The organism is Bacillus sp. XF8 (genome assembly GCF_017498755.1).
Lineage (GTDB): Bacteria > Bacillota > Bacilli > Bacillales > Bacillaceae_G > Bacillus_A > Bacillus_A bingmayongensis.
On the sequence record NZ_JAGDQK010000005.1, the window covers coordinates 78,685 to 99,590 of the forward strand.

The 20,906-nt window shown below is 37.1% G+C and carries 21 protein-coding genes; 2 read left to right on the plus strand and 19 right to left on the minus strand.

The window, feature by feature from the left end:
- Window positions 1–14: 14 nt before the first annotated feature.
- Complete coding sequence (locus tag J4P91_RS05730) at window positions 15–911, minus strand: deoxyribonuclease IV (RefSeq protein WP_207993220.1); 897 nt, start codon at window positions 909–911, stop codon at window positions 15–17.
- 348 nt (window positions 912–1,259) lie between these two features.
- Complete coding sequence (locus tag J4P91_RS05735; protein WP_017150791.1) at window positions 1,260–2,570, minus strand: DEAD/DEAH box helicase; 1,311 nt, start codon at window positions 2,568–2,570, stop codon at window positions 1,260–1,262.
- Between the two features lie 181 nt (window positions 2,571–2,751).
- On the opposite strand from J4P91_RS05735, the gene vrrA reads away from it, so the two are divergent.
- Both vrrA and J4P91_RS05745 read left to right on the plus strand, forming a co-directional pair.
- The gene (gene vrrA, locus J4P91_RS05740) at window positions 2,752–3,405 is read left to right on the plus strand and encodes a VrrA/YqfQ family protein (RefSeq protein ID WP_017150790.1); all 654 of its coding nucleotides are present in this window, start codon (window positions 2,752–2,754) and stop codon (window positions 3,403–3,405) included.
- Between the two features lie 90 nt (window positions 3,406–3,495).
- A complete protein-coding gene (locus J4P91_RS05745) occupies window positions 3,496–4,443 on the plus strand; it encodes a 4-hydroxy-3-methylbut-2-enyl diphosphate reductase (protein WP_207993221.1) in 948 nt (315 codons plus the stop codon).
- A 372-nt stretch (window positions 4,444–4,815) separates the two neighbouring features.
- Here the strand turns inward: J4P91_RS05745 and J4P91_RS05750 are convergent, their stop codons facing one another.
- The 17 genes from J4P91_RS05750 to yqfD form a co-directional block, all read right to left on the minus strand.
- Entirely contained in the window at window positions 4,816–5,937 is a 1,122-nt protein-coding gene (locus tag J4P91_RS05750) for a Nif3-like dinuclear metal center hexameric protein (protein ID WP_207993222.1), read from the minus strand.
- Window positions 5,934–6,641 carry a tRNA (adenine(22)-N(1))-methyltransferase gene (locus J4P91_RS05755; RefSeq protein ID WP_017150787.1) on the minus strand — a complete coding sequence of 236 codons (708 nt, stop codon included), beginning with the start codon at window positions 6,639–6,641 and terminating at the stop codon, window positions 5,934–5,936. Before J4P91_RS05755 ends, J4P91_RS05750 begins: the two co-directional genes overlap by 4 nt.
- Window positions 6,642–6,804: 163 nt before the next feature.
- Window positions 6,805–7,161, minus strand: coding sequence for a cytochrome c550 (gene cccA / locus J4P91_RS05760; protein ID WP_017150786.1), 357 nt, complete (start codon window positions 7,159–7,161; stop codon window positions 6,805–6,807).
- Between the two features lie 384 nt (window positions 7,162–7,545).
- A complete protein-coding gene (gene rpoD, locus J4P91_RS05765; protein ID WP_003200669.1) occupies window positions 7,546–8,667 on the minus strand; it encodes an RNA polymerase sigma factor RpoD in 1,122 nt (373 codons plus the stop codon).
- A gap of 59 nt (window positions 8,668–8,726) precedes the next feature.
- On the minus strand, window positions 8,727–10,523 hold the full coding sequence (gene dnaG, locus J4P91_RS05770) for a DNA primase (RefSeq protein WP_207993223.1): 1,797 nt from the start codon (window positions 10,521–10,523) through the stop codon (window positions 8,727–8,729).
- A gap of 38 nt (window positions 10,524–10,561) precedes the next feature.
- Window positions 10,562–11,020: a YaiI/YqxD family protein gene (locus tag J4P91_RS05775; protein ID WP_017150784.1), complete on the minus strand. Its 459-nt coding sequence runs from the start codon at window positions 11,018–11,020 to the stop codon at window positions 10,562–10,564.
- Between the two features lie 404 nt (window positions 11,021–11,424).
- Window positions 11,425–12,237 carry a pyruvate, water dikinase regulatory protein gene (locus tag J4P91_RS05780; protein ID WP_000368932.1) on the minus strand — a complete coding sequence of 271 codons (813 nt, stop codon included), beginning with the start codon at window positions 12,235–12,237 and terminating at the stop codon, window positions 11,425–11,427.
- A gap of 29 nt (window positions 12,238–12,266) precedes the next feature.
- On the minus strand, window positions 12,267–12,899 hold the full coding sequence (ccpN, locus tag J4P91_RS05785) for a transcriptional regulator CcpN (protein ID WP_026049141.1): 633 nt from the start codon (window positions 12,897–12,899) through the stop codon (window positions 12,267–12,269).
- A 107-nt stretch (window positions 12,900–13,006) separates the two neighbouring features.
- Window positions 13,007–13,753 (minus strand): DNA repair protein RecO, encoded by a 747-nt coding sequence (gene recO, locus J4P91_RS05790; protein ID WP_017150782.1) that lies wholly within the window; start codon window positions 13,751–13,753, stop codon window positions 13,007–13,009.
- A 33-nt stretch (window positions 13,754–13,786) separates the two neighbouring features.
- Window positions 13,787–13,930: a YqzL family protein gene (locus tag J4P91_RS05795; protein WP_000883924.1), complete on the minus strand. Its 144-nt coding sequence runs from the start codon at window positions 13,928–13,930 to the stop codon at window positions 13,787–13,789.
- 109 nt (window positions 13,931–14,039) lie between these two features.
- Entirely contained in the window at window positions 14,040–14,945 is a 906-nt protein-coding gene (gene era, locus J4P91_RS05800) for a GTPase Era (RefSeq protein ID WP_017150781.1), read from the minus strand.
- Complete coding sequence (locus J4P91_RS05805; protein ID WP_017150780.1) at window positions 14,938–15,336, minus strand: cytidine deaminase; 399 nt, start codon at window positions 15,334–15,336, stop codon at window positions 14,938–14,940. The genes era and J4P91_RS05805 overlap by 8 nt, the downstream gene beginning before the upstream one ends.
- Before the next feature lie 103 nt (window positions 15,337–15,439).
- Complete coding sequence (locus J4P91_RS05810; protein ID WP_017150779.1) at window positions 15,440–15,793, minus strand: diacylglycerol kinase family protein; 354 nt, start codon at window positions 15,791–15,793, stop codon at window positions 15,440–15,442.
- Window positions 15,790–16,260: an rRNA maturation RNase YbeY gene (gene ybeY, locus J4P91_RS05815; RefSeq protein WP_207993224.1), complete on the minus strand. Its 471-nt coding sequence runs from the start codon at window positions 16,258–16,260 to the stop codon at window positions 15,790–15,792. The genes J4P91_RS05810 and ybeY overlap by 4 nt, the downstream gene beginning before the upstream one ends.
- Complete coding sequence (locus J4P91_RS05820; RefSeq protein ID WP_207993225.1) at window positions 16,257–18,401, minus strand: HD family phosphohydrolase; 2,145 nt, start codon at window positions 18,399–18,401, stop codon at window positions 16,257–16,259. The genes ybeY and J4P91_RS05820 overlap by 4 nt, the downstream gene beginning before the upstream one ends.
- Before the next feature lie 244 nt (window positions 18,402–18,645).
- Window positions 18,646–19,605 carry a PhoH family protein gene (locus J4P91_RS05825; protein WP_017150776.1) on the minus strand — a complete coding sequence of 320 codons (960 nt, stop codon included), beginning with the start codon at window positions 19,603–19,605 and terminating at the stop codon, window positions 18,646–18,648.
- A gap of 3 nt (window positions 19,606–19,608) precedes the next feature.
- Window positions 19,609–20,808 (minus strand): sporulation protein YqfD, encoded by a 1,200-nt coding sequence (yqfD, locus tag J4P91_RS05830; RefSeq protein ID WP_017150775.1) that lies wholly within the window; start codon window positions 20,806–20,808, stop codon window positions 19,609–19,611.
- Window positions 20,809–20,906 lie beyond the last annotated feature (98 nt).

Genomic DNA, 20,906 nt, shown 5'->3' on the forward strand with positions numbered 1-20,906 from the left:
GAAATCCCCCCTCCTTATTGTTCTTTAATCTTCTCAAGAAGACCTTCATCAAATGAACCACTCTTTAACATTTCAATTTCAAACTTATATGGTGGTTTTTTATCTTTCTTATCCTCACCCACATATGGTGTTTCAAGAATTTTTGGTACATGTTGTAATTGTGGATGATGCACGATATGATGCAACGCTTTATAACCAATATGGCCAAAACCAATATTGTCATGACGGTCTTTTCCAGCTCCGCGTACATTTTTACTATCGTTAATATGCAACACTTGTAAACGATCAATCCCAACGATCTTATCAAACTCATTTAATACGCCATCAAAATCGTTAACAATGTCATAACCTGCATCATGTGTATGACACGTGTCAAAACAGACAGATAATTTTTCGTTATATGTTACACCATCAATAATTTTTGCGATTTCGTCAAAGCTACGCCCGCACTCCGTTCCTTTTCCAGCCATCGTTTCTAATGCAATATTTACTGTCTGTTCTGGCGTCAATACTTCATTTAACCCTTTAATGATTTGCTGAATACCAGCTTCAGCTCCCGCACCAACGTGAGCACCTGGATGAAGTACAATTTGCTTTGCTACTCCTAACGCTTCTGTTCTTTCAATTTCCATACGAAGGAAATCTACACCTAATTGGAACGTTTCAGGTTTTGTCGTATTACCAACATTAATAATATAAGGTGCATGGACAATAATTTCTTCAATGCCATTAAGCTCCATATGTTTTCGTCCAGCCTCTATATTCAATTCTTCAATTGGTTTTCTTCTCGTATTTTGCGGTGCACCTGTATAAATCATAAACGTTGTCGCGCCATATGAAACAGCCTCTTCACTCGCTGCTAATAACATCTTTTTACCACTCATAGAAACATGAGATCCAATCTTTAACATATAATCACCTCTTCAATATCCAATAGCTATAATGATAGCATAATTTGTAGAAATATGTAGTGAATTGTTTGTTCACAAAAACACTACAAAAAATAATATAAAGTGAAACTTTAATCAGTGGGGGTTTTCTTCATCCCCCACTGATTATTAGTTGAACCAATCGGGCTTTTACAGGCAGTTTATCTCCCACCTAACTTCTTTGCTTCCGCCGAATTTTGAGGTGGGAGTATTACTACCTGTTAATGCGGGATAAAACTTTAATCAAAGGCTCCCTCTCCACCCGCTGAACCTTGAAATAAGGAGCTTATCCCAGCAAACAACTGAATAAAAAAAGATAAGGGAACCCCCTTATCTTTTTTTATTGCTATACTTTTTCTTCACTTTTTCACGTTCAGTTGCAAGCTTTTTCTTATAACCTGGCTTGACCTTTTTCGGTTTTTTAACAACCTTCGTTGCCATAATATCCAGTTCGTTATTCGGTTTCTTACGGCTTTTTCGACGATGACGCTCACCTAAATCCGTCCATTCGTCTCCACGTAAATCTACATGTTTAAATGTAATATTACGTTGTTTTTCTAAGCTATCTAATGCTTCTTCGTTTGCTGGATCATAAATTGTCACTGCGATACCAGAATAACCAGCACGGGCTGTTCTTCCAACGCGATGCACGAAGAAATCTAAATCTGAAGGAAGTTCATAGTTAATTACATGACTGATTCCTTCAATATCAATACCACGTGCTGCTAAGTCAGTCGCAACAATATATTGAAATTCTAAATCACGAATTTGTTTCATCATTTTTTTACGGTCACGTGGAGATAAATCCCCATGGATACGTCCAACTTTTAATCCACGCTCTGTTAATCCATTCGCAACTTCATCTGCCATCTTTTTCGTATTTGTAAAGACGATTGCTAAATATGGCTTAAATTGAAGCAACATATTTTTCACTAATTCAATCTTATTGCGATGTCTAGAAGGTACTAAATAATGCTCAATATTTCCTGCCGCAACTTGTTTCGGATTAATATGAATGTGCTCTGGATTCTCCATATACTTCTTCATAAACGGCTTTAATTTTTGAGGAATCGTTGCAGAGAACACAAGCATTTGCAAGTTTTTAGGCATGCGTGCGGCAATTTTGTCTACGTCTTGAATGAATCCCATATCAAGCATTAAATCTGCCTCATCGACAATAATAGTAGATGCTGTATGAACAAATAGTGCTTGTTCTTCTACTAAATCTTTAATACGTCCTGGTGTTCCAACAACAACATGAGGTTGCTTTTTCAGCTTTTCAATGGAGCGTTGTTTGTCCGTTCCGCCAATTAAACAACGTGCTGTAATCATTTGATCTTCCGCACAAAACTTTGTTAACTTCACAATCTCTTGATAAATTTGTTGTGCTAACTCACGAGTAGGCGCTGTAATGACAAGTTGTACTTCTTCGCGTTTTGCATCAATTCTGTTTAAAGTTGGAAGTAAGTATGCGTGGGTTTTCCCAGAACCTGTTTGGGACTGTCCAATTACACTCACGCCTTTTTTCACAACAGGAAAAATTTTCTGTTGAATTTCTGTCGGCTCCGAAAAGCGTAGTTCACGAACTGCATCTATTAAAAATGGTTGAAAATTATACTGAGTAAATGTTTGTAGTGTCATAAGTTACACCTTCTTTCTAAAATTTCTACTGCGCGCACAAATCAGTCAAGTCTACATTATATCGAAATCTAATAGTAAAATCCATCTTTAGTTTAGGTTTTCAATTCAAAAACTAACCTTATTTCTTTTCATTGCATATTGTATGTGTATATACCTAACTGAAGAAAGGAGGATTTCTCTTATGTATCCGAAATCCCCTATGCAGCAAATGTATACAGGGCAGCAACAACCATACACCCCGTATCCCATTCCTAATTTACCGCCTATGATGCAAAAAAAGAAAGGATTTCTCGCTAAACTATTCCAAAAGCATGATCCGACTCAGCCCTTTATGCAAATGGTCCCCCCCTATCAACAAATGGAAGGACAACCGATGATGTATCAACATCAGCAGCCCTATATGCAACAACCACAATCAATGATGTCACCACAAATGATGCCACCTCAAATGAACGATCCGAATGAAACACGTGGCTCAGCACCGGTGGCACCTAGCACTGGCGGTGGTATCGGTAGCTTCTTTTCCAATTTAATCTCCAATCCTACTGGCATGTTAAATAACATTGAGAAGGTTGCTCAAGTCGCTCAATCTGTCGGCCCTGTCGTCGAACAATACGGTCCCATCGTGCGCAGCATACCAAGCATCGTAAAAATTCTTACTTCCGGAAAAGGTGCCGCTGAAGAATCAACGGAAAAGGTGGAAGTAATTACCACACCACCTCCACCTTCAAAAAAGAAAAAAAAGAAGAAAATAATTTTAGAACCAGTTATTGAAAAGGTGTCACCTAAAGAGGATATTCCACCTATGGCACCAAAACCGAAACTATATGTCTAACAATCCTTTGTTTTCTGTCCACTCCTCCTTTATAATGTAAAAGACTATGTATAAAAAGGATCCCTTGTTTAGAAGGAGAGGATTACTCACATGAAGATTGTTAAAATTTCCCCTCGTGGTTATTGCTACGGTGTTGTTGATGCGATGGTCATCGCACGCAATGCTGCACTAGATAAAACATTACCGAGACCAATTTATATTTTAGGTATGATTGTTCATAACAAACATGTAACAGATGCTTTCGAAGAAGATGGCATTATTACATTAGATGGTCCAAGTCGATTAGAGATTTTAGACAAAATTGATTCTGGTACTGTTATTTTCACAGCACATGGCGTTTCTCCAGAAGTTAAAAAACGCGCGAAAGAAAAAGGGTTAACGACAATTGATGCAACATGTCCAGACGTTACGAAAACACATGACCTCATTGAAGCAAAAAAAGCGGAAGGCTACCATGTGATTTACATCGGTAAAAAGGGACATCCGGAACCAGAAGGCGCCGTTGGTATCGCACCTGATATCGTTCATCTTATTGAAAAAGCGGATGATTTAGAGACACTAGAAATCCCAACAGATAAAATTTTAGTTACAAATCAAACAACAATGAGCCAATGGGACGTTCAGCACCTGATGGAAGACATCCAGAAAAAATTCCCAACAGCTGAATTTCATAAAGAAATTTGTTTAGCAACACAAGTCCGTCAAGAAGCAGTTGCTAAGCAAGCAGATGTGGCTGATTTAACGATTGTTGTTGGTGATCCAAAAAGTAATAACTCAAACCGCTTAGCTCAAGTATCACAAGAGATTGCTGGTACAAAGGCATACCGCGTTGCAGATGTAAGCGAAATTCAATTAGAGTGGCTGCAAGGTATCGAAAACGTTGCTGTTACTGCTGGGGCTTCTACACCAACGCCAATTACAAAAGAAGTAATCGCCTTTTTAGAACAGTACGATCCGATGAACCCAGCAACTTGGGAACGTAAACGAAACGTACCACTTCAAAAAATCTTGCCGCGTGTAAAGGCAAAAAAACAATAATAAAAAATCCGTTGCTAATTAACTAGCAACGGATTTTTTCATTCTATATAAAGTGAAACTTTAATCAGTGGGGTTTTCTTCATCCTCCACTGATTATCAGCCCGCACCAATCGAGCTTTTACGGGCAGTTGATCCCCTCCTAACTTCTTTGCTCTTGCTGAATTTTGAGGTGGGGGTCTTACTGCCCGCAAATAGCGGGATAAATCTATTTTGATCTTTCCACATATAAGTCGCTGCCACGAAGAACAAAAAAGTTACCTACATTCGTTTTCTCTCTTTGTTTTCACTTGGCATGGGGCAGGAAAAGGATCTGACCGCCTCTATACATAGCCGGATGCTCTCTTCCATCTAAAAAGAAAGGTTTATAATTGCTTATACAAAAGTAAAAGGATCTGTATGTAACTGAGAAGCATGAATTTGCACAGCAAATTTTTTCTCATCCACTTTTTGTTGCAATTGCTTTTGCACACCTTGTTTCATTACTTTTTCAACATTATGTCCTGGGTCAACAATATTTAATCCGAGCATCATCGCATCGTGTGCAACATGGTAATACATATCGCCTGTCACATATACATCTGCTCCTTTAAATTTCGCTTGCGTAATATATTTATTCCCATCACCGCCAAGCACTGCTACTTTTCGCACTTTGTCGTTTACATTCCCAACAACTCGTGCTCCTTTTACATCTAATGCCGCTTTCACATGGTCAGCAAACTGACCTAATGTCATTTCTTCTTGCAAATATCCAATCTTTCCAAGCCCTAACGTCTCTCCCTTATTATCAAGTGGATACACATCATAAGCAACTTCCTCATATGGATGAGCTGTTACCATTGCTTTTACGACTTTCCGCTCTAGTGAAGCTGGAATAATCGTTTCAATCCTTACCTCTTCTACACGCTCTAACTGCCCAGTTTCGCCGATATGAGGATTTGTCCCCTCCCCAGGCATAAATGTACCTGTCCCTTCACTATTGAACGTACAATGGCTATAGTTGCCGATATAACCCGCTCCAGCATTCCCGAAAGCTTCGCGAACTTCTTCAGCATGCGTTACAGGCACAAATACAACGATCTTTTTCATTTCTTCCGAGTATGTCGGAACGAGCACTTCTGTATTATGCAATCCTAATGCATCTGCAAGTAAATCATTCACTCCACCTTTTGCTACATCGACATTTGTATGTGCTGCATAAACAGCGATATCGTTTTTGATACAAGTTTCAATAATTCGTCCGTATACTTTATCTGTATGAATTGCTTTTAGTGGATTAAAAATAAGAGGATGATGAGCAATAATCACATTCGCTCCTATTTGAATCGCTTCTTCGACAACCGCTTCTGTAACATCTAGTGCAATCAATACATGCTGGACTGGTTTATTAAGTGCACCAATCTGCAAACCAATCTTATCGCCTTCCATCGCTAGATGCTTCGGATACATACTTTCAAATAAAGAAATCACTTCATAACCATTTGGAATTTTACTCATGATAAAACCTCCTCTATCATTTTCATTTTCTCAACTACTTCAATCCGTTTCGCTTTTGTATCTTCTGATTCTGTCGCACGCTCCAGCTGCTTCAGGATATTTTGAAAGTTTTTTAGTTCATTTTCCCATTTCTCTACAAACGCATTACTTTTTTCTTTCATCAAAAATGGTCCAATAAATAACTCAGCTTGTTTATTTTCATGATAAGGAGTTAATGGGTCACCTTTTTCTCCAACTAAAATCTCATAAATCTTGCCGTCTTCTTTTATAATTTTTTCATGAATCAGCTCCCAACCATTTTCAACAAACCATTCACGAATATGATGCGCAGCAATATTGGGCTGTAAAATTAAACGCGTTACACCATTTAGCTTCTCTTTTCCATTCTCTAAAATATCACGAATTAGCGCTCCACCCATACCAGCAATTGTAATAACATCAACTTCTCCTGGTGTAATCACAGCTAAGCCATTTCCCTTACGAACATCTACCTTTTCTTGCAAGCCACTCTCAGCCACTGTAGCCTGTGCAGAACGGAACGGTCCATCTACCACTTCTCCCGCTACTGCCTTTGTAGCAATATTATTTATAATTGTATAGCACGGTAAATACGCATGGTCAGAACCAATATCTGCAACTGTAGATCCTACCGGAATCTCCCGCACTACTTCTTCTAATCTTTTTGAAAGCTTCACTTCATTCATTTATTCCCATTACTCCTTCTCTTGTCAGTCTGTCTCCATGATAATGAATTTACAGTAGTTGTTGCAAGTAAAGAAACAAAACAATTCTTTTATTTCATCGTATTTTAGAAAGAAAAGAAAAACAAGCCCCTTGCTATAGGCAAAGAACTTGTTTTATCTAGCTTTATTTTTTCTTCGATAACCAATCAGCTACTTTAGAAGCCTGATCTGCTGGAATTAAATTCTTTGGCATATTTCCCTTTCCGTTTACAATTACTTCTTTAATTTCATCTTTGGAAAGTTTTCCGCCAACTTTTTGTAAGTTAGGTCCTACTGCACCTTGCAGCTGATCACCATGACAGCTCGCACAGCTCTGTTTCACAATATCTTCTGGTTTTGATGCCGTTTGCGCTGGTTTTCCCCCATTTTTTGCATCAGCTAGCTCTTTAGATTTATATAACCCCTCAAACGAAAATACAAACATAATAACAATCCCTATTACAGCAATGAGTGCAAACGGAATCAGCGGATTACGTTTCATATTTCTTCTCCCCCCTCTACGCCCCTAATAGTTAGATGATTCAGTTACTTCCATTGTACTTGAAAACGATCTATCAGAAAAGACAAAACTATCAGTTGTTACAAATATTCCATAAATTCAGTTTATTGATTATCTCTCTTTTATCACATATTATTTTGATAAATATCAACGCGTATCATCATATTTTTTGTTTTTCTACATATATTTTTGCATAGAATAAACGAAATTAATCGAAAAATCGAAAAATGAGCATTTGCAAATCAAAAGACAATTCTGTAAAATAAATTACAAGAATTGTAATCGTTACTCGCAGCTAAATTTTAACAAAAATTAACAAAATAAAAAAGTTTACTTCACAAATGTGAAGTAAACTTAAAAAGAACTCTATTCTAAGAAATCTTTTAGACGTTTGCTACGGCTTGGATGTCTTAATTTACGAAGCGCTTTTGCTTCAATTTGACGAATACGCTCTCTCGTTACGCCGAATACTTTCCCAACTTCTTCAAGCGTACGAGTTCGTCCATCATCTAAACCGAAACGAAGACGTAGAACATTTTCTTCACGATCTGTTAGTGTGTCTAACACATCTTCTAATTGTTCTTTTAGCAACTCATACGCTGCATGGTCCGCAGGTGATGTTGCTTCTTGGTCTTCAATAAAATCGCCTAAATGTGAGTCATCCTCTTCACCAATTGGTGTTTCAAGAGAAACTGGCTCCTGTGCAATCTTTAAGATTTCGCGTACTTTTTCTGGAGCAAGATCCATTTCTTCTCCAATCTCTTCTGGAGATGGTTCACGTCCTAAATCTTGTAACAATTGACGCTGTACACGGATTAATTTATTAATTGTTTCAACCATATGAACTGGAATACGAATTGTTCTCGCTTGGTCTGCAATGGCACGTGTAATCGCTTGGCGAATCCACCAAGTTGCATACGTACTGAATTTAAAACCTTTACGATAATCGAACTTTTCAACAGCTTTAATTAGACCCATGTTTCCTTCTTGAATTAAGTCTAAGAAGAGCATACCACGGCCTACATATCGTTTTGCAATACTTACAACAAGACGTAAATTCGCTTCCGCAAGACGGCGCTTCGCTTCTTCATCACCTTCTTCAATGCGTGTTGCAAGTCGAATTTCTTCTTCAGCAGATAGTAGGTCGACACGGCCGATTTCTTTTAAATACATGCGAACAGGGTCATTGATTTTTACACCTGGCGGCACACTTAAATCATTTAAATCGAATTCTTCTTCTGTCTTTGTGATTTGGTGATTATTCGGACCTTCATCGTTGTCGCCAACTAAATCAATTCCTTGCTCACCTAAATATTCATAATATTCATCCATTTGATCGGATTCAATTTCAAATCCATTCATGCGTTCGGCAATCTCTTCATATGTAAGAACGCCACGTTTTTTTCCGAGCTCAGTGAGTTGTTCTTTCACTTGCTCAAGGGTCATATCAGTTTCAATTTGTTTAGAACGAGCTGGTTTATCAGCCATTTGTTCCCCTCCTTACGCGAGATACAAACATTCATTATAATAAAATTTTATACAAAAAGCTATCTTCTTGCTTTCTGATTTTGTAAATATGCTGCATAAAATTTTGCAGCTTCTACTGGATCTGTTTTTTCCATTTGCTTTAATGCAAAAATGGTTTCCATTTTTTTAAGCTTTTGCTTATGGCGACTTAGTGCCTCTAAGTGACCTTGCAATACTTCATCTGTGTATTCTGGATTAATGAATTCATCCGTTGAAATATTGGTGATAATATTTTTCAATTTCTCATCAGAGAGCCAACTCAAGAAATTCCCGACTGAAGGTTCATTTCCCTTTTCATAATATGCGTATAGTTCATATAAAATCCCTTTATGTTCTTCCGTATGAAAATCTTCTATATGAGGTTCGATACGGAAAGCAACTTCTGCACTTTGTAGCATATGGTAAATGAGCTCTCTTTCTGCCCTTTCAAAACCTGAAAATTTCGGTTTTGCCTGAACAATTCGAGGCGGCTTAGAAATTTGCTTCGTTTGTTTTTGCTGTATCTTTTGTTCTTTGCGATATTGGTGCAATTGGCCTAAAAGTGTTTCCATTGAGTAGGCAAATTCTTGCGATAATGATTTTAAATATGACTCTGCTTGCATTGCATCTTGCAATAAAGCTAGCTCTTTTAAAACACTTTTCACATACTCTTCTTTACCAGACTCATCTTGCAAATTTTTCCCTAAACGCAAGTAATTTATTTTGAATCCAACAAAACTTATACTAGCCTTTACGAGATTTTCAAACGCCGCTGTTCCATATTGTTGCACATATTCATCAGGATCAAGCTTATCTGGCAATGAAGTAACCTTGACGTGACAACCAACTTTCAATAACAATTGTCCTGCTTTCATCGTCGCTTCTCGTCCTGCTTTATCACCATCATAGCAAAGAACAACAGTTTCAACATTACGTCGCAGAAGTTTCGCCTGTTCTTCTGTTAGAGCTGTTCCCATCGTCGCAACTGCTTCTTCAATCCCGCTTTTTACAGCAGCTAATACGTCAGCATATCCTTCAAATAGAACAACTTGCCCTCGTTTTCTGATAAACGATCTTGCTTGATGGAAGTTATACAGCAACTTACTTTTGTGAAAAATAGGTGTTTCTGGGCTGTTTAAGTATTTCGGAGTATCATCTCCTAATGCCCTTCCACTAAACGCTGCTACTTTCCCTTGCAGTGTGTGAATCGGAAACATAACCCTTCCGCGAAAACGGTCATGATGACTGCCATCCCTTTCACTCCGTACAAGTAAGCCAGCTTGCTCCATGGTTGATAGCGAAAAACCTCTTTTTTGTAATATTTTTGCTGCTGCATCCCAATCTGGGGATGCATAACCAATTTCAAACTTTGCAATCATCTCTTTTGTAATACCCCGATTTAGCAAATAAGAAAGAGCTTCATTCCCCTCTTCAGTATTTACTAAAAGATGGTGATAGTATTTTTTCAAAAGTTCGTGAGCCTGTAACATAATGACACTGTCATCAGATATGTTCTCTTGTTGTTCTTGTCCCGATGTATAATCTACAACCGAAATATTATTTCTTTCTCCAAGCTTTTGCACAGCTTCTATGAAAGAAAGTCCTTCCATCTTCATGAGAAATGAAAAAACATTTCCTCCTTCTCCACATCCGAAGCAATGAAAAATTTGCTTGTCTGATGAAACAGAAAATGAAGGTGAATTCTCACCATGGAATGGACAAAGCCCAAAATAATTGCGCCCTTGCTTTCTGAGCTGAACATACTCACCAATCACTTCTACAATATCAGATGATATCCGAATCTGTTCAACAACTTCTTCGGGAATTCTGTTCCCCATAACTCCATCTCCGTGTCGTATTTTGTATTCGATACAAATTAAAGGATTCCTTTATAATTCGACAATATTTTTTCTAAATTTGTTAAAAAGCATTGTCGATCATGCATTGAAAATGATTTTGGACCTTTTGTATAGGTCCCTTGTCTGCGTAACTTCGCAGATACATATCTACTATATAAAATTGTATCCATTTGCTCATCAGTCACAAATGTACCTCGTGGAGATAATACATACACTCCTTTTTTTACAAGAAGACCAGCAAGTCCCATATCCTGTGTGATCACGAGATCTGAAGCTTTAGCGTGTTTATAAATATAAAAATCCACCTCATCTTGCTCAGAATCTACATATATCCAATTTCCTTGCTGTTTTCTCGAACGATGGGCGTAGGATGCGACAAACAAAATTTCGACATGAAATTTTGTTCCAACTCGCACAATTTCATCCTTCACAGGACATGCATCTGCATCAACTAGAATCTTACTGATGTTTTGCATATTTCTGTATTCTACATCCCTTCTGTGAATCCTTCCATAATGTGCGTTTTCTTGTCCGGATTTTTGTCGATTTTACGTAAATGTATACCTTTTCCGTAAATCCTATCCCTAGTTTATTCTGAAAAATTAAAGTCTAAACGTAAAATGTACCTTTTAATCACAATTTTTTATTATAATATATTTTCTCTAACTTCGCTACATATCCTTTAAAATTTCATCCAGCTATTTATAGGTAGTAGTACTCCACTTCAAAATCCACGTAGAATCAAAAAATTAGACAAGAGATAAACTGCCCGTACAAGCCCAATTGGCAAAAGCCAATAATTAGTGGAGATGAAAAAACTACTGATTAAAGTTTCACTTTATCTCGAGCGAAAAAAGCACATTCACCTTTGGTAAATGTGCTAAAACATTTTTTGGTTTTGCACTGCATTCACAATAATATTTGCTGTTTCCTCAATCGCCTTATTCGATACATCAATAACTTGACAGTTTATTTTACTTACTACTTTCTCAAAATGATCAATTTCTTCTTTAATACGATTGATGTTCGCATATGTTGCTCCATCACTTAACCCAAGTGATTTTAATCGTTCTTTTCGAATGTGATTTAACTTATCCGGTGTGATTTTTAAACCGAAACATTTTTCTTTTGCAACTTGATATAATTCTTCAGGCGGATCCACTTCTGGTACAAGTGGTACATTCGCAACCTTCAATCGCTTGTTATGAGCTAAATATTGGGAAAGCGGTGTTTTTGAAGTACGAGATACTCCAATCAAAACGATATCCGCTTTTAAAATTCCACGTGCATCTCTACCGTCATCATATTTAACAGCAAACTCAATTGCTTCAATCTTTTTAAAATATTCTTCGTCTAATCTACGGACAACACCAGGTTCATACCTTGGAACTTGTCCTGTAATCTCCTCAATTTGATCGATAAGAGGACCAATAATATCATAGGCCTCTACTCCCTCTTTTGCCGCTTCTGTTAGCATATATTGACGCATTTCTGGTTTCACTAACGTAAAACAAATAAGCGCTTGATTACTCTTTGCAATTGAAATTACTTCTTTTAGTGTTCCTGCATCTTCCACATAGGGTACACGTCTAATATCAGGAGCGAATGGAAACTGTCCCATTGCAGCTCGAACAACTAAATCAGCCGTTTCTCCAACAGAGTCAGATACGACATATACGATTTTATTATCCATTACATTACCTCACTTTAAACAAATTACACTTATTCATTGTTTACTAAATTCACAAACGCACGCGTAATATTTGTTTTTGTAATTCGACCAACAACTTCTAATCCTTGTTTCGTGTCTTTTACAACTGGTACAGCATCAATCTGTCTTTCTATTAATTCCATCGCAACATCGTATAGAGAATCCTCCCTACGACACATTGCAATGTTTGGCATCCTTGTCATGATAATATTAACCGGAAGCGATGTTAAATCCTGCTTTCCTAAGCTTGCACGTAATAAATCTTTACGAGAAACTACCCCAACTAGAAGCGTCGCTTGCTCTACAACAAATAAAGTACCAACATCTTCTAAAAACATGGTACAAATCGCATCGTATACGGAAATATTTTTATCAATTACGACCGGTCTAGATTGATAATCTTGTACCTTAACTTTCTTAACAGCTTCTGATAATAACTGTCCCCCAGTTTTTCCTGTATAAAAATAACCGACACGTGGACGTGCTTCTAAATAACCTGCCATCGTTAAAATCGCTAAGTCAGGTCTTAACGTAGCACGTGTTAAATTTAATTGTGCCGCAATTGATTCCCCTGTAATAGGACCGTGATCTTTTACAATCTGAATGATATGTTCTTGCCGTTTATTCAGTTCTATGATAATCACCACCTTCAATGCACAACGAAAAAAGTTATACTATCTCTTAAATATTATATACTAAATATGCTTTTCGAAAAAGAAAGTATGTAAAAAGGACCTGTATATGGTCCTCGTTATATTTGAAATTTATCAAGTTGTTCAAGAAAACGCCTTGATTTCAAATAGATTCCACAATATTCATCATAATATGTATTTAACACTGTACGCATTTGCCGCTTCGTTCCATCCTTGACAGATACATTGCCAAGGCGAGCTAAATCAAAATGATAAAAGAGACGTAGCAATTTATGAACGGCCTCTCCCACCGGAATACGGTATGGATCTTGCTCTGCATGACGCGAGCACAGAAAACCGCCTTCTCGGACAGAGAAGGCGACAAAATCTGCTTCTTGGTGACAAATGGCACATGTATCGAAGTATGGATGCATCCCGAGTACTGGAAGCATTTTCGTTTGATAAATTAAAGACAACACTTCAGGATCAACACCCTCGCACATGTAGTGCAACGTTTGATATAACATTTCAAATAAATACGGATTATGTTTCTTATCCTCAGTTGCTTTATCAGTCAATTCAACGATAAATGATGCATAAGCAGTTAAGAATATATCTTCACGAATTTCTTTCATAGATGAAATTATTTCACCTTGTTGCAAAGTTCCAAGTCCAGACCCCATTTGAATCAGAAAGTGACCATGTGTCATTAGTTGCGAAATAGATGCTAACCTACTTTTCGGTTTTTTCGCCCCTCTTGCCATTGCACTTACTTTTCCAAGCTCACGGGAGAATATCGTAACAATTTTATTCGTTTCTCCGTAATCTGTTGTCCGGATGACAATTCCCTCAACTTTTTGAAACATGTTCGTCACCATCCAAGGTTTGAACAAAACGGGTCAAGAAATTGGAGAATCTAGATGCGCTAGCTCCTCTTCATGTTGATCCATCTCATCGTTTACGTCTTTTTCCATTTCCTTCAAAAGCAAATACGTCTCAATGCTTCCTGTCTTGGAGAAAAACTTCCAGGTAAAATCTAGCATAAGAATCCACCTTTCTCAGTAAGCGTAGCATATAAACCAATTTCTTTTGTTGTTATTAAAATGACCCATTTTGTCCATTTTCATGTGAGAAAAATTTTCCTAATTTCTATTAATACTCATCTTCACGGAAACCAAGATCGCGAAGCTGTGACATTTTATTACGCCAATCTTTTTGCACTTTTACCCACACTTCTAAGAATACTTTTGAACCAAGAAGTGCTTCAATATCAAAACGAGCTCGCTTCCCAACTTCTTTCAGCATCTTCCCTTGTTTCCCGATAATAATTCCTTTTTGTGATGGGCGTTCTACAATAATTGTTGCATTCACATAGACCGCTCCGCCTTCACGCTTTTGAATCGCATCGATCACAACCGCCACCGAATGTGGCACTTCCTCACGTGTTAAATGAAGCACCTTTTCACGAATCAGTTCTGCAATAATAAATCTCTCCGGATGATCTGTTACTTGGTTATCTGGATAGTATTGCGGTCCTTCTGGTAAATACTTTTTAATCGCTCCAATTAACGCTTCAACATTATTACCTTCTAATGCAGAAATCGGAACAATCTCTGCAAACTCATGCAGCTTACGATATTGATCAATTAATTCCAACAATTTTTCTGGATGAACTTGATCAATTTTATTAATCACTAAAAATACCGGTTGCTTTGTTTCTTGTAGTTTTTCAATAATAAACTCTTCACCACGACCAAAACCTTCAGCTGCATTGACCATAAATAGCACAATGTCAACTTCTTTCAATGTCGTTTGTGCCATTTTCACCATAAAGTCGCCTAGTTTATGCTTCGGCTTATGTATTCCTGGCGTATCAATAAAGATGACTTGTGAATCATTTTCTGTGTATACACCTTGAATTTTATTACGAGTTGTTTGTGGTTTGTCACTCATAATTGCAATTTTTTGACCGATAATACGATTTAAAAATGTAGACTTTCCAACATTCGGTCTTCCAATTATAGAGACAAAACCTGATTTATAACCTTTTCTATTCATGTAAATCCTCCGCTAAAAATGCTCCTGGTAACAATTCTCCGACTGTCGTCTCCTGAATGTCACCATGTAAATTTGATAAGTATACTTTCGTATCCTGTTTACATAATTCTACCATAACTTGACGGCACGCTCCACAAGGAGGTACTGGACGATTCGTATCCGCCACTACCGCAATGGCTACAAATGCTTTATCTCCTTCAGAAATTGCTTTGAATAAAGCTGTTCTTTCTGCACAATTACATAATCCATATGATGCATTTTCAACATTACATCCACGGTATACTTTTCCATCTTCCGTTAATAATGCTGCACCTACTTGGAACTTAGAATATGGTACATACGCCTGTTTACGCGCTTCGATTGCTTCTTGAATTAACTCTTTGCTGTTCATGCTCTCGCATCCTTTCCATTCACAATTGTGAAAAGATAAAATGAAACTTTCATTAACGGCGTTCTTAACGCTACCAAAGCATAACAAAAGCTTTGGAATGCAACTATACCATATAAGGTAAAAAGATAATAGCACCAATTATAACAGCTATAACAGTAAATAATAGTACTGCACCGGCAGCAACATCCTTTGCAATTTTCGCAAATGGTTTAAAATCCTTTGTGACTAAATCAACTGTTTTTTCAACTGCCGTATTGACCATTTCCAAACTCATTACAATTCCAATTGTAATGAGTAATATGAGCCATTCCGTTATCGTTATACGGAAATAAAAGCCGCAGCATATAACAATAACTGCGGCCCAAAAATGAATTTTCATATTTCGTTCGTGACGAAGACAAAAGTATATACCAGCTATAGCATATCCAAAACTATTTATAAGTTTTCCTTTTTTCATCTACCTAATCCAAACGCCTCTAAAATTTCCTTTTGTTTTCCAAACATTTCTTTTTCATCTTCATCTGTCATATGATCATAACCAAGTAAATGCAGGAATCCATGTAACGCTAAAAACCCTAGCTCACGATCAAAGGAATGTCCATATTCTTCAGCCTGTTCTTTCGCTCTTGGAATGGAAATAATAAGATCCCCTAGCATACGTGGTATTTCCACACCAACGATCTCCATCTCTCCTTCTCCCATATCCTCCATTGCAAAAGAAATAACGTCTGTCGGTTGATCTTTATCGCGATAATCACGATTAATTTCTTGAATACGTTCATTATCAACAAATGTAACAGAAAGCTCTGTTCCATCTTCTATGTTCTCCATTCGTGCAGCTTGCTCTAGCAGATCACGAATCATATTCACATATTCTTCTTTCACTTCTTCTGTTTCATCAAAAAAATCTATTAATAAACTCATTCTGTCACCTTTTCTTCCGGCGGTTCCGGATATTTAATACGGGAATGGAAAATACCATTTAACGTTTCACATAAAGTTTTCCCAACAATTTGTAATTCTTTAAATGTCAAATTACATTCACTAAATTGTCCATCCTGCAAACGATCTTTTATAATACTTTGTACTAAATTATTAATTTGCTCTGGTGTTGGATGGTTCATAGAACGCACTGCCGCTTCGACGCTATCCGCAATCCCAACAATTGCAGACTCTTTTGACGTCGCTTTTGATCCTGGATAACGGAACATTTCTTCTGTATATTTCTCTTTATCTTCTTTAATTGCTTTATAGTAAAAATATTTAAGTAATGTCGTTCCATGATGCTGTCCTGCAATATCAATAATTTCTTGCGGAATATGGTGCTCTTCTAACATCTTTACTCCATTTGTCACATGAGCAATAATAATATCTCTACTCATTTCAGGATCTAATTTATCATGAGGGTTTTCAATTCCCATTTGGTTTTCTATAAAGAAATGAGGCTGCAGCGTTTTCCCAATATCGTGATAATACGCACCAACACGCGCTAAAACTCCATTTGCTCCAACAGCCTCACAAGCTGCCTCAGAAAGGTTAGCAACCATAACGCTATGATGATATGTCCCCGGTGCTTCTAGTAAAATTTTACGAAGGAGCGGATGGTTCGGGCTTGAAAGCTCCATAAGCTTCATACTTGATACAATTCCAAGACCACTTTCTAAATATGGTAAAATTCCCATAGCTAAAATGGACGAGATAATACCAGAAGCTGCTGCCATTAATAATTGTGAACCGATTTCAAGTGGTGAAAAATTACCATTTCGTAACAGTAACAGTGCAGCTAATACAACTACATTTAAAACAGAAACAAGTATACCTGCCTGCAAAATCATTGTACGTCGGTTTTTCTCTCTCAAAAAGATGCTAACAGATAAAGAACTTAGTAAAACATAAATACCTACACTATAATTAAGCGTACTCGTTACACCTTCATTAAACATGACACTCCCACATACAGAGAAAATCATACTTGTTAGAAAAACAAATCGATCACCAATCATTAATTTCACTAGTATTGTTCCCATCGCAACTGGAACAACATACGCAATGCCTGCGTATTCCAACTTTTGAAACAAACTAATGATTTTCATCAAAACAACTGTAATCGCTACAATTGTTGTATATGCTAAAATATATGGTTTTTCTTCTCTTTTCAATTTTAAAAACGATTCAAATTGTTTATGCATGAAGAATAAGAGTACACCAATAATGATTGCTAATCCCACAAATGGTTGGAATGTATTTCCGTGTTCAAGAAGTCCAACTAATTTCAACTGATCATATACTTCTCTTGTAATCGTGTCGCCTTCCTTCACAAGAATTTGCCCTTGAAGAATATAAACTGGCGCAACTGCGTCTTCTGCTAATTTTTTTCGATCTTTTGTAGCAGTTGAATCATAGAAATAATTTGCTTCAATTGCATATTCCCCAAGGGCGTTAAGCGCTTCTTTTAAATCGCTATTTACATTAACATTGCGTATTTCATTAACAAATCGCTCTCTTGCATCATTTTCTTCATTCATTTTAATGTGCGTACTCATAATATTATTAATCGCTGTTACCGCAGCATCTCTCGCCAACGTCAATTGATCCGGTTCAGCATTTACAAACTGCAACAACACAGAATCAGATAAGCTTTTTGTTAAATCAGTAGGTAATTTCTTTTTTAGCTTTTCTAATCGTTCCGCAGCAGAAATCTTTTTCTGTTCATCAGGACCGGCAGCCTTCGTCTCAGCTTCCACTTCTTTTATCGCATCAAAGACAGAGTTTACAATATCCACTTTATTTTGCTTATATTCACTTCGATATGTATATTGGTCTTCAACCTTTTGAGCTGCTTCTCTCTTCTTTCTATCCGTCGTTACTTTATCTTCGATTTTGATAGGAGAGTGGATTGTTTGTTTAGAAATAGATAGCATTTTAACATCTAGTTGCTCTGGTTTCACATTGTTCATAAGTGCAAAAAACAGTACCGCTCCTAATAAAACATAAGAAATCCAGCTTAATTTTTTCGAATGTTGTATGTTACGAAACCACCTAGAAATTTCTTGAGATCTTGACATGATTTCAATACCTTCTCCTCTCCAGACATAAAGTGAAACTTTAATCAGTGGGAGTTTTCTTCATCCCTACTAATTATTACCCCTCACCAATCGGGCTTTTATGAGCAGACTTCTAAATTGAGCTGCACATTCACGCGTAAATAAATCTACTTGTCCATCTTTTAATGATAGTAAAAAACAGGCTATTCGCCAACCCTTTCATCTACCTTTATCGTACAAAAAGAAATGACCCTTACAAATAGGATCATTCCATTTTATCATATGCCTCGATAATCCGCTGCACAAGTGGATGTCTTACAACGTCAGATTGGTCTAATTTAACAAATGAAAGCCCTGATACACCTGATAAAACATGTGCAGCAATTGAAAGCCCTGACTTTACACCTTTCGGCAAGTCAACCTGTGATGGATCGCCAGTAACAACCATTTTTGAACTAAAACCTAGGCGAGTTAAAAACATTTTAATTTGAGCACCAGTTGTATTTTGAGCTTCATCTAAAATAACGAAAGAATCATCCAGTGTACGTCCCCTCATATATGCAAGAGGTGCAATTTCAATCGTCCCTCTTTCCATCATACGCTGCGTATATTCTTGCCCAAGAATATCATGAAGAGCATCGTATAAAGGACGTAGATAAGGATCTACCTTTTCTTTTAAATCACCTGGTAAAAAACCTAAGCTTTCCCCTGCTTCTACAGCTGGTCTTGTTAAAATAATCTTTTTTACATACCCTTGTTTTAAGGCTCGCACAGCCATTACCACAGCTAAATACGTCTTTCCTGTACCAGCAGGCCCTATTCCGAATACAATATCATTCTTCTTCAGCGCATGAATATATTGCCTTTGTCCCATCGTCTTCACACGGATGGATTTACCTTTTGCTGTTTTAAAAATTTCCTCTTCGTACAACTCTTCAAAATGAGTTATTTTCCCTTGACGACCAAGCTGAATTGCATATGCAACATCTCGTTCTGAGATTGATACACCTTTACGAATAACAGCAAGTAATTGCTGTAAGATTTTTTCAACAAGCGCCACCGCTTCATCTGTTCCAGATACACGGACAGATTCACCTCGCGTTACGATAGATACAGCAAGTTCTCGTTCAATTACTTTTAAATGTGCATCATTCACTCCAAATAGAGCAATTGCTTCATTATGATTTTCCACTTGTTGATTCATTTCTACTAATTGTTCTGCCATTACTCAGTCTCCTTGAATATCGGATTCAGATATCGGTTGTGGCTCTGCAATATTTTCAATCACTGTATAATGTAATGTTACTCTTAGATGATTCGCCTCAACCTCTTTATGCAAAATCTTATCACTTACAATCATAGCATGTTCATCCAATTTTTTCTTCAGTTCTTTTTCGGCCATTTCTTTCGCTACTTGTATTGCTTGTTTGTCTGTATATTCACGATTCGCTTCTTCCTCTTCACGCACAATTTCCTTTTCATAAGAAATAGGCAATGTAAAACCGAACAGTTTCACATCATGTTTGACATTTTCAGTACGAGACCGCTTATACTTATCATGCTGAAATCCCCATATTTTTATTTTAGCACTTCCAAGACGAAGATAATGCTCATTATATGAATTTCCTGTATACACTTGAAATGTTGTTTTTAAAGGAACTGTCACTTGAGATTCATACCACGTTTCTCCATATACAATTCCTTTAGCAGAAACAATCGTTGGATTATCCTCCTTTCCAAACATCCCCGACACAAGAAGTTGTCCCTTTTGCACATAATCATTTTTCATTACAACTGGTTTTCCAGTTTCCACAAATGTTTTTGTAATTATCGCCTCTTTTTTGGCGACTAAATTTTGTGGTTTTTGCTCTTCCTCTTTCTCTGGCTCATTTTTTTCAACGATTTTAAAATGATATGTTGTCCCCTTCACCTCTAGGCCAGCCCATGTAATTGCATTAATATTATTTGTTAAATGACGTTGAACATCCTCTACACTCGGCATTTGAAATTGCAGTCTTCCTTTTTTAATGCCCATTTTGTCCAATTCTTTCATAAGAATATATTCCGTCTCCGGTTTTGCCCCTGTAATTTCGATTTTCCAAACCATATTTGATAAAGCAATCATACCGAAAAAAAAGATAAGAAACCCGATTAGAAAACCACTATTCTTGAGCAAACGCTTATTCCAAAACGGAAAACCGAAACGCCCAATAAAGTATAGCTTACATTCATTTTTTCGATAAATCGGCCTTAGTTGCTTCACATCACGAAGCAACATGCAAAATACTAATGTATCTTCTGCAATCTTCTTTACATCCCATACAAGCAAATTTCTGCGCACACACTCATTAATGAAGCGTTCTACTCCTCTACCTTCAATTCGAACTTTCACATACCCAAGCCACCGTGTAAACCATTGATTTTTCATCGTTCGCCCCACTACCTTTCTCAAAAAGCACAGGTGTTACGTCACTATTCTAATCGTGCTTTCCTCACCTTTTATCATTCAAATAGCTCGTACGAAAC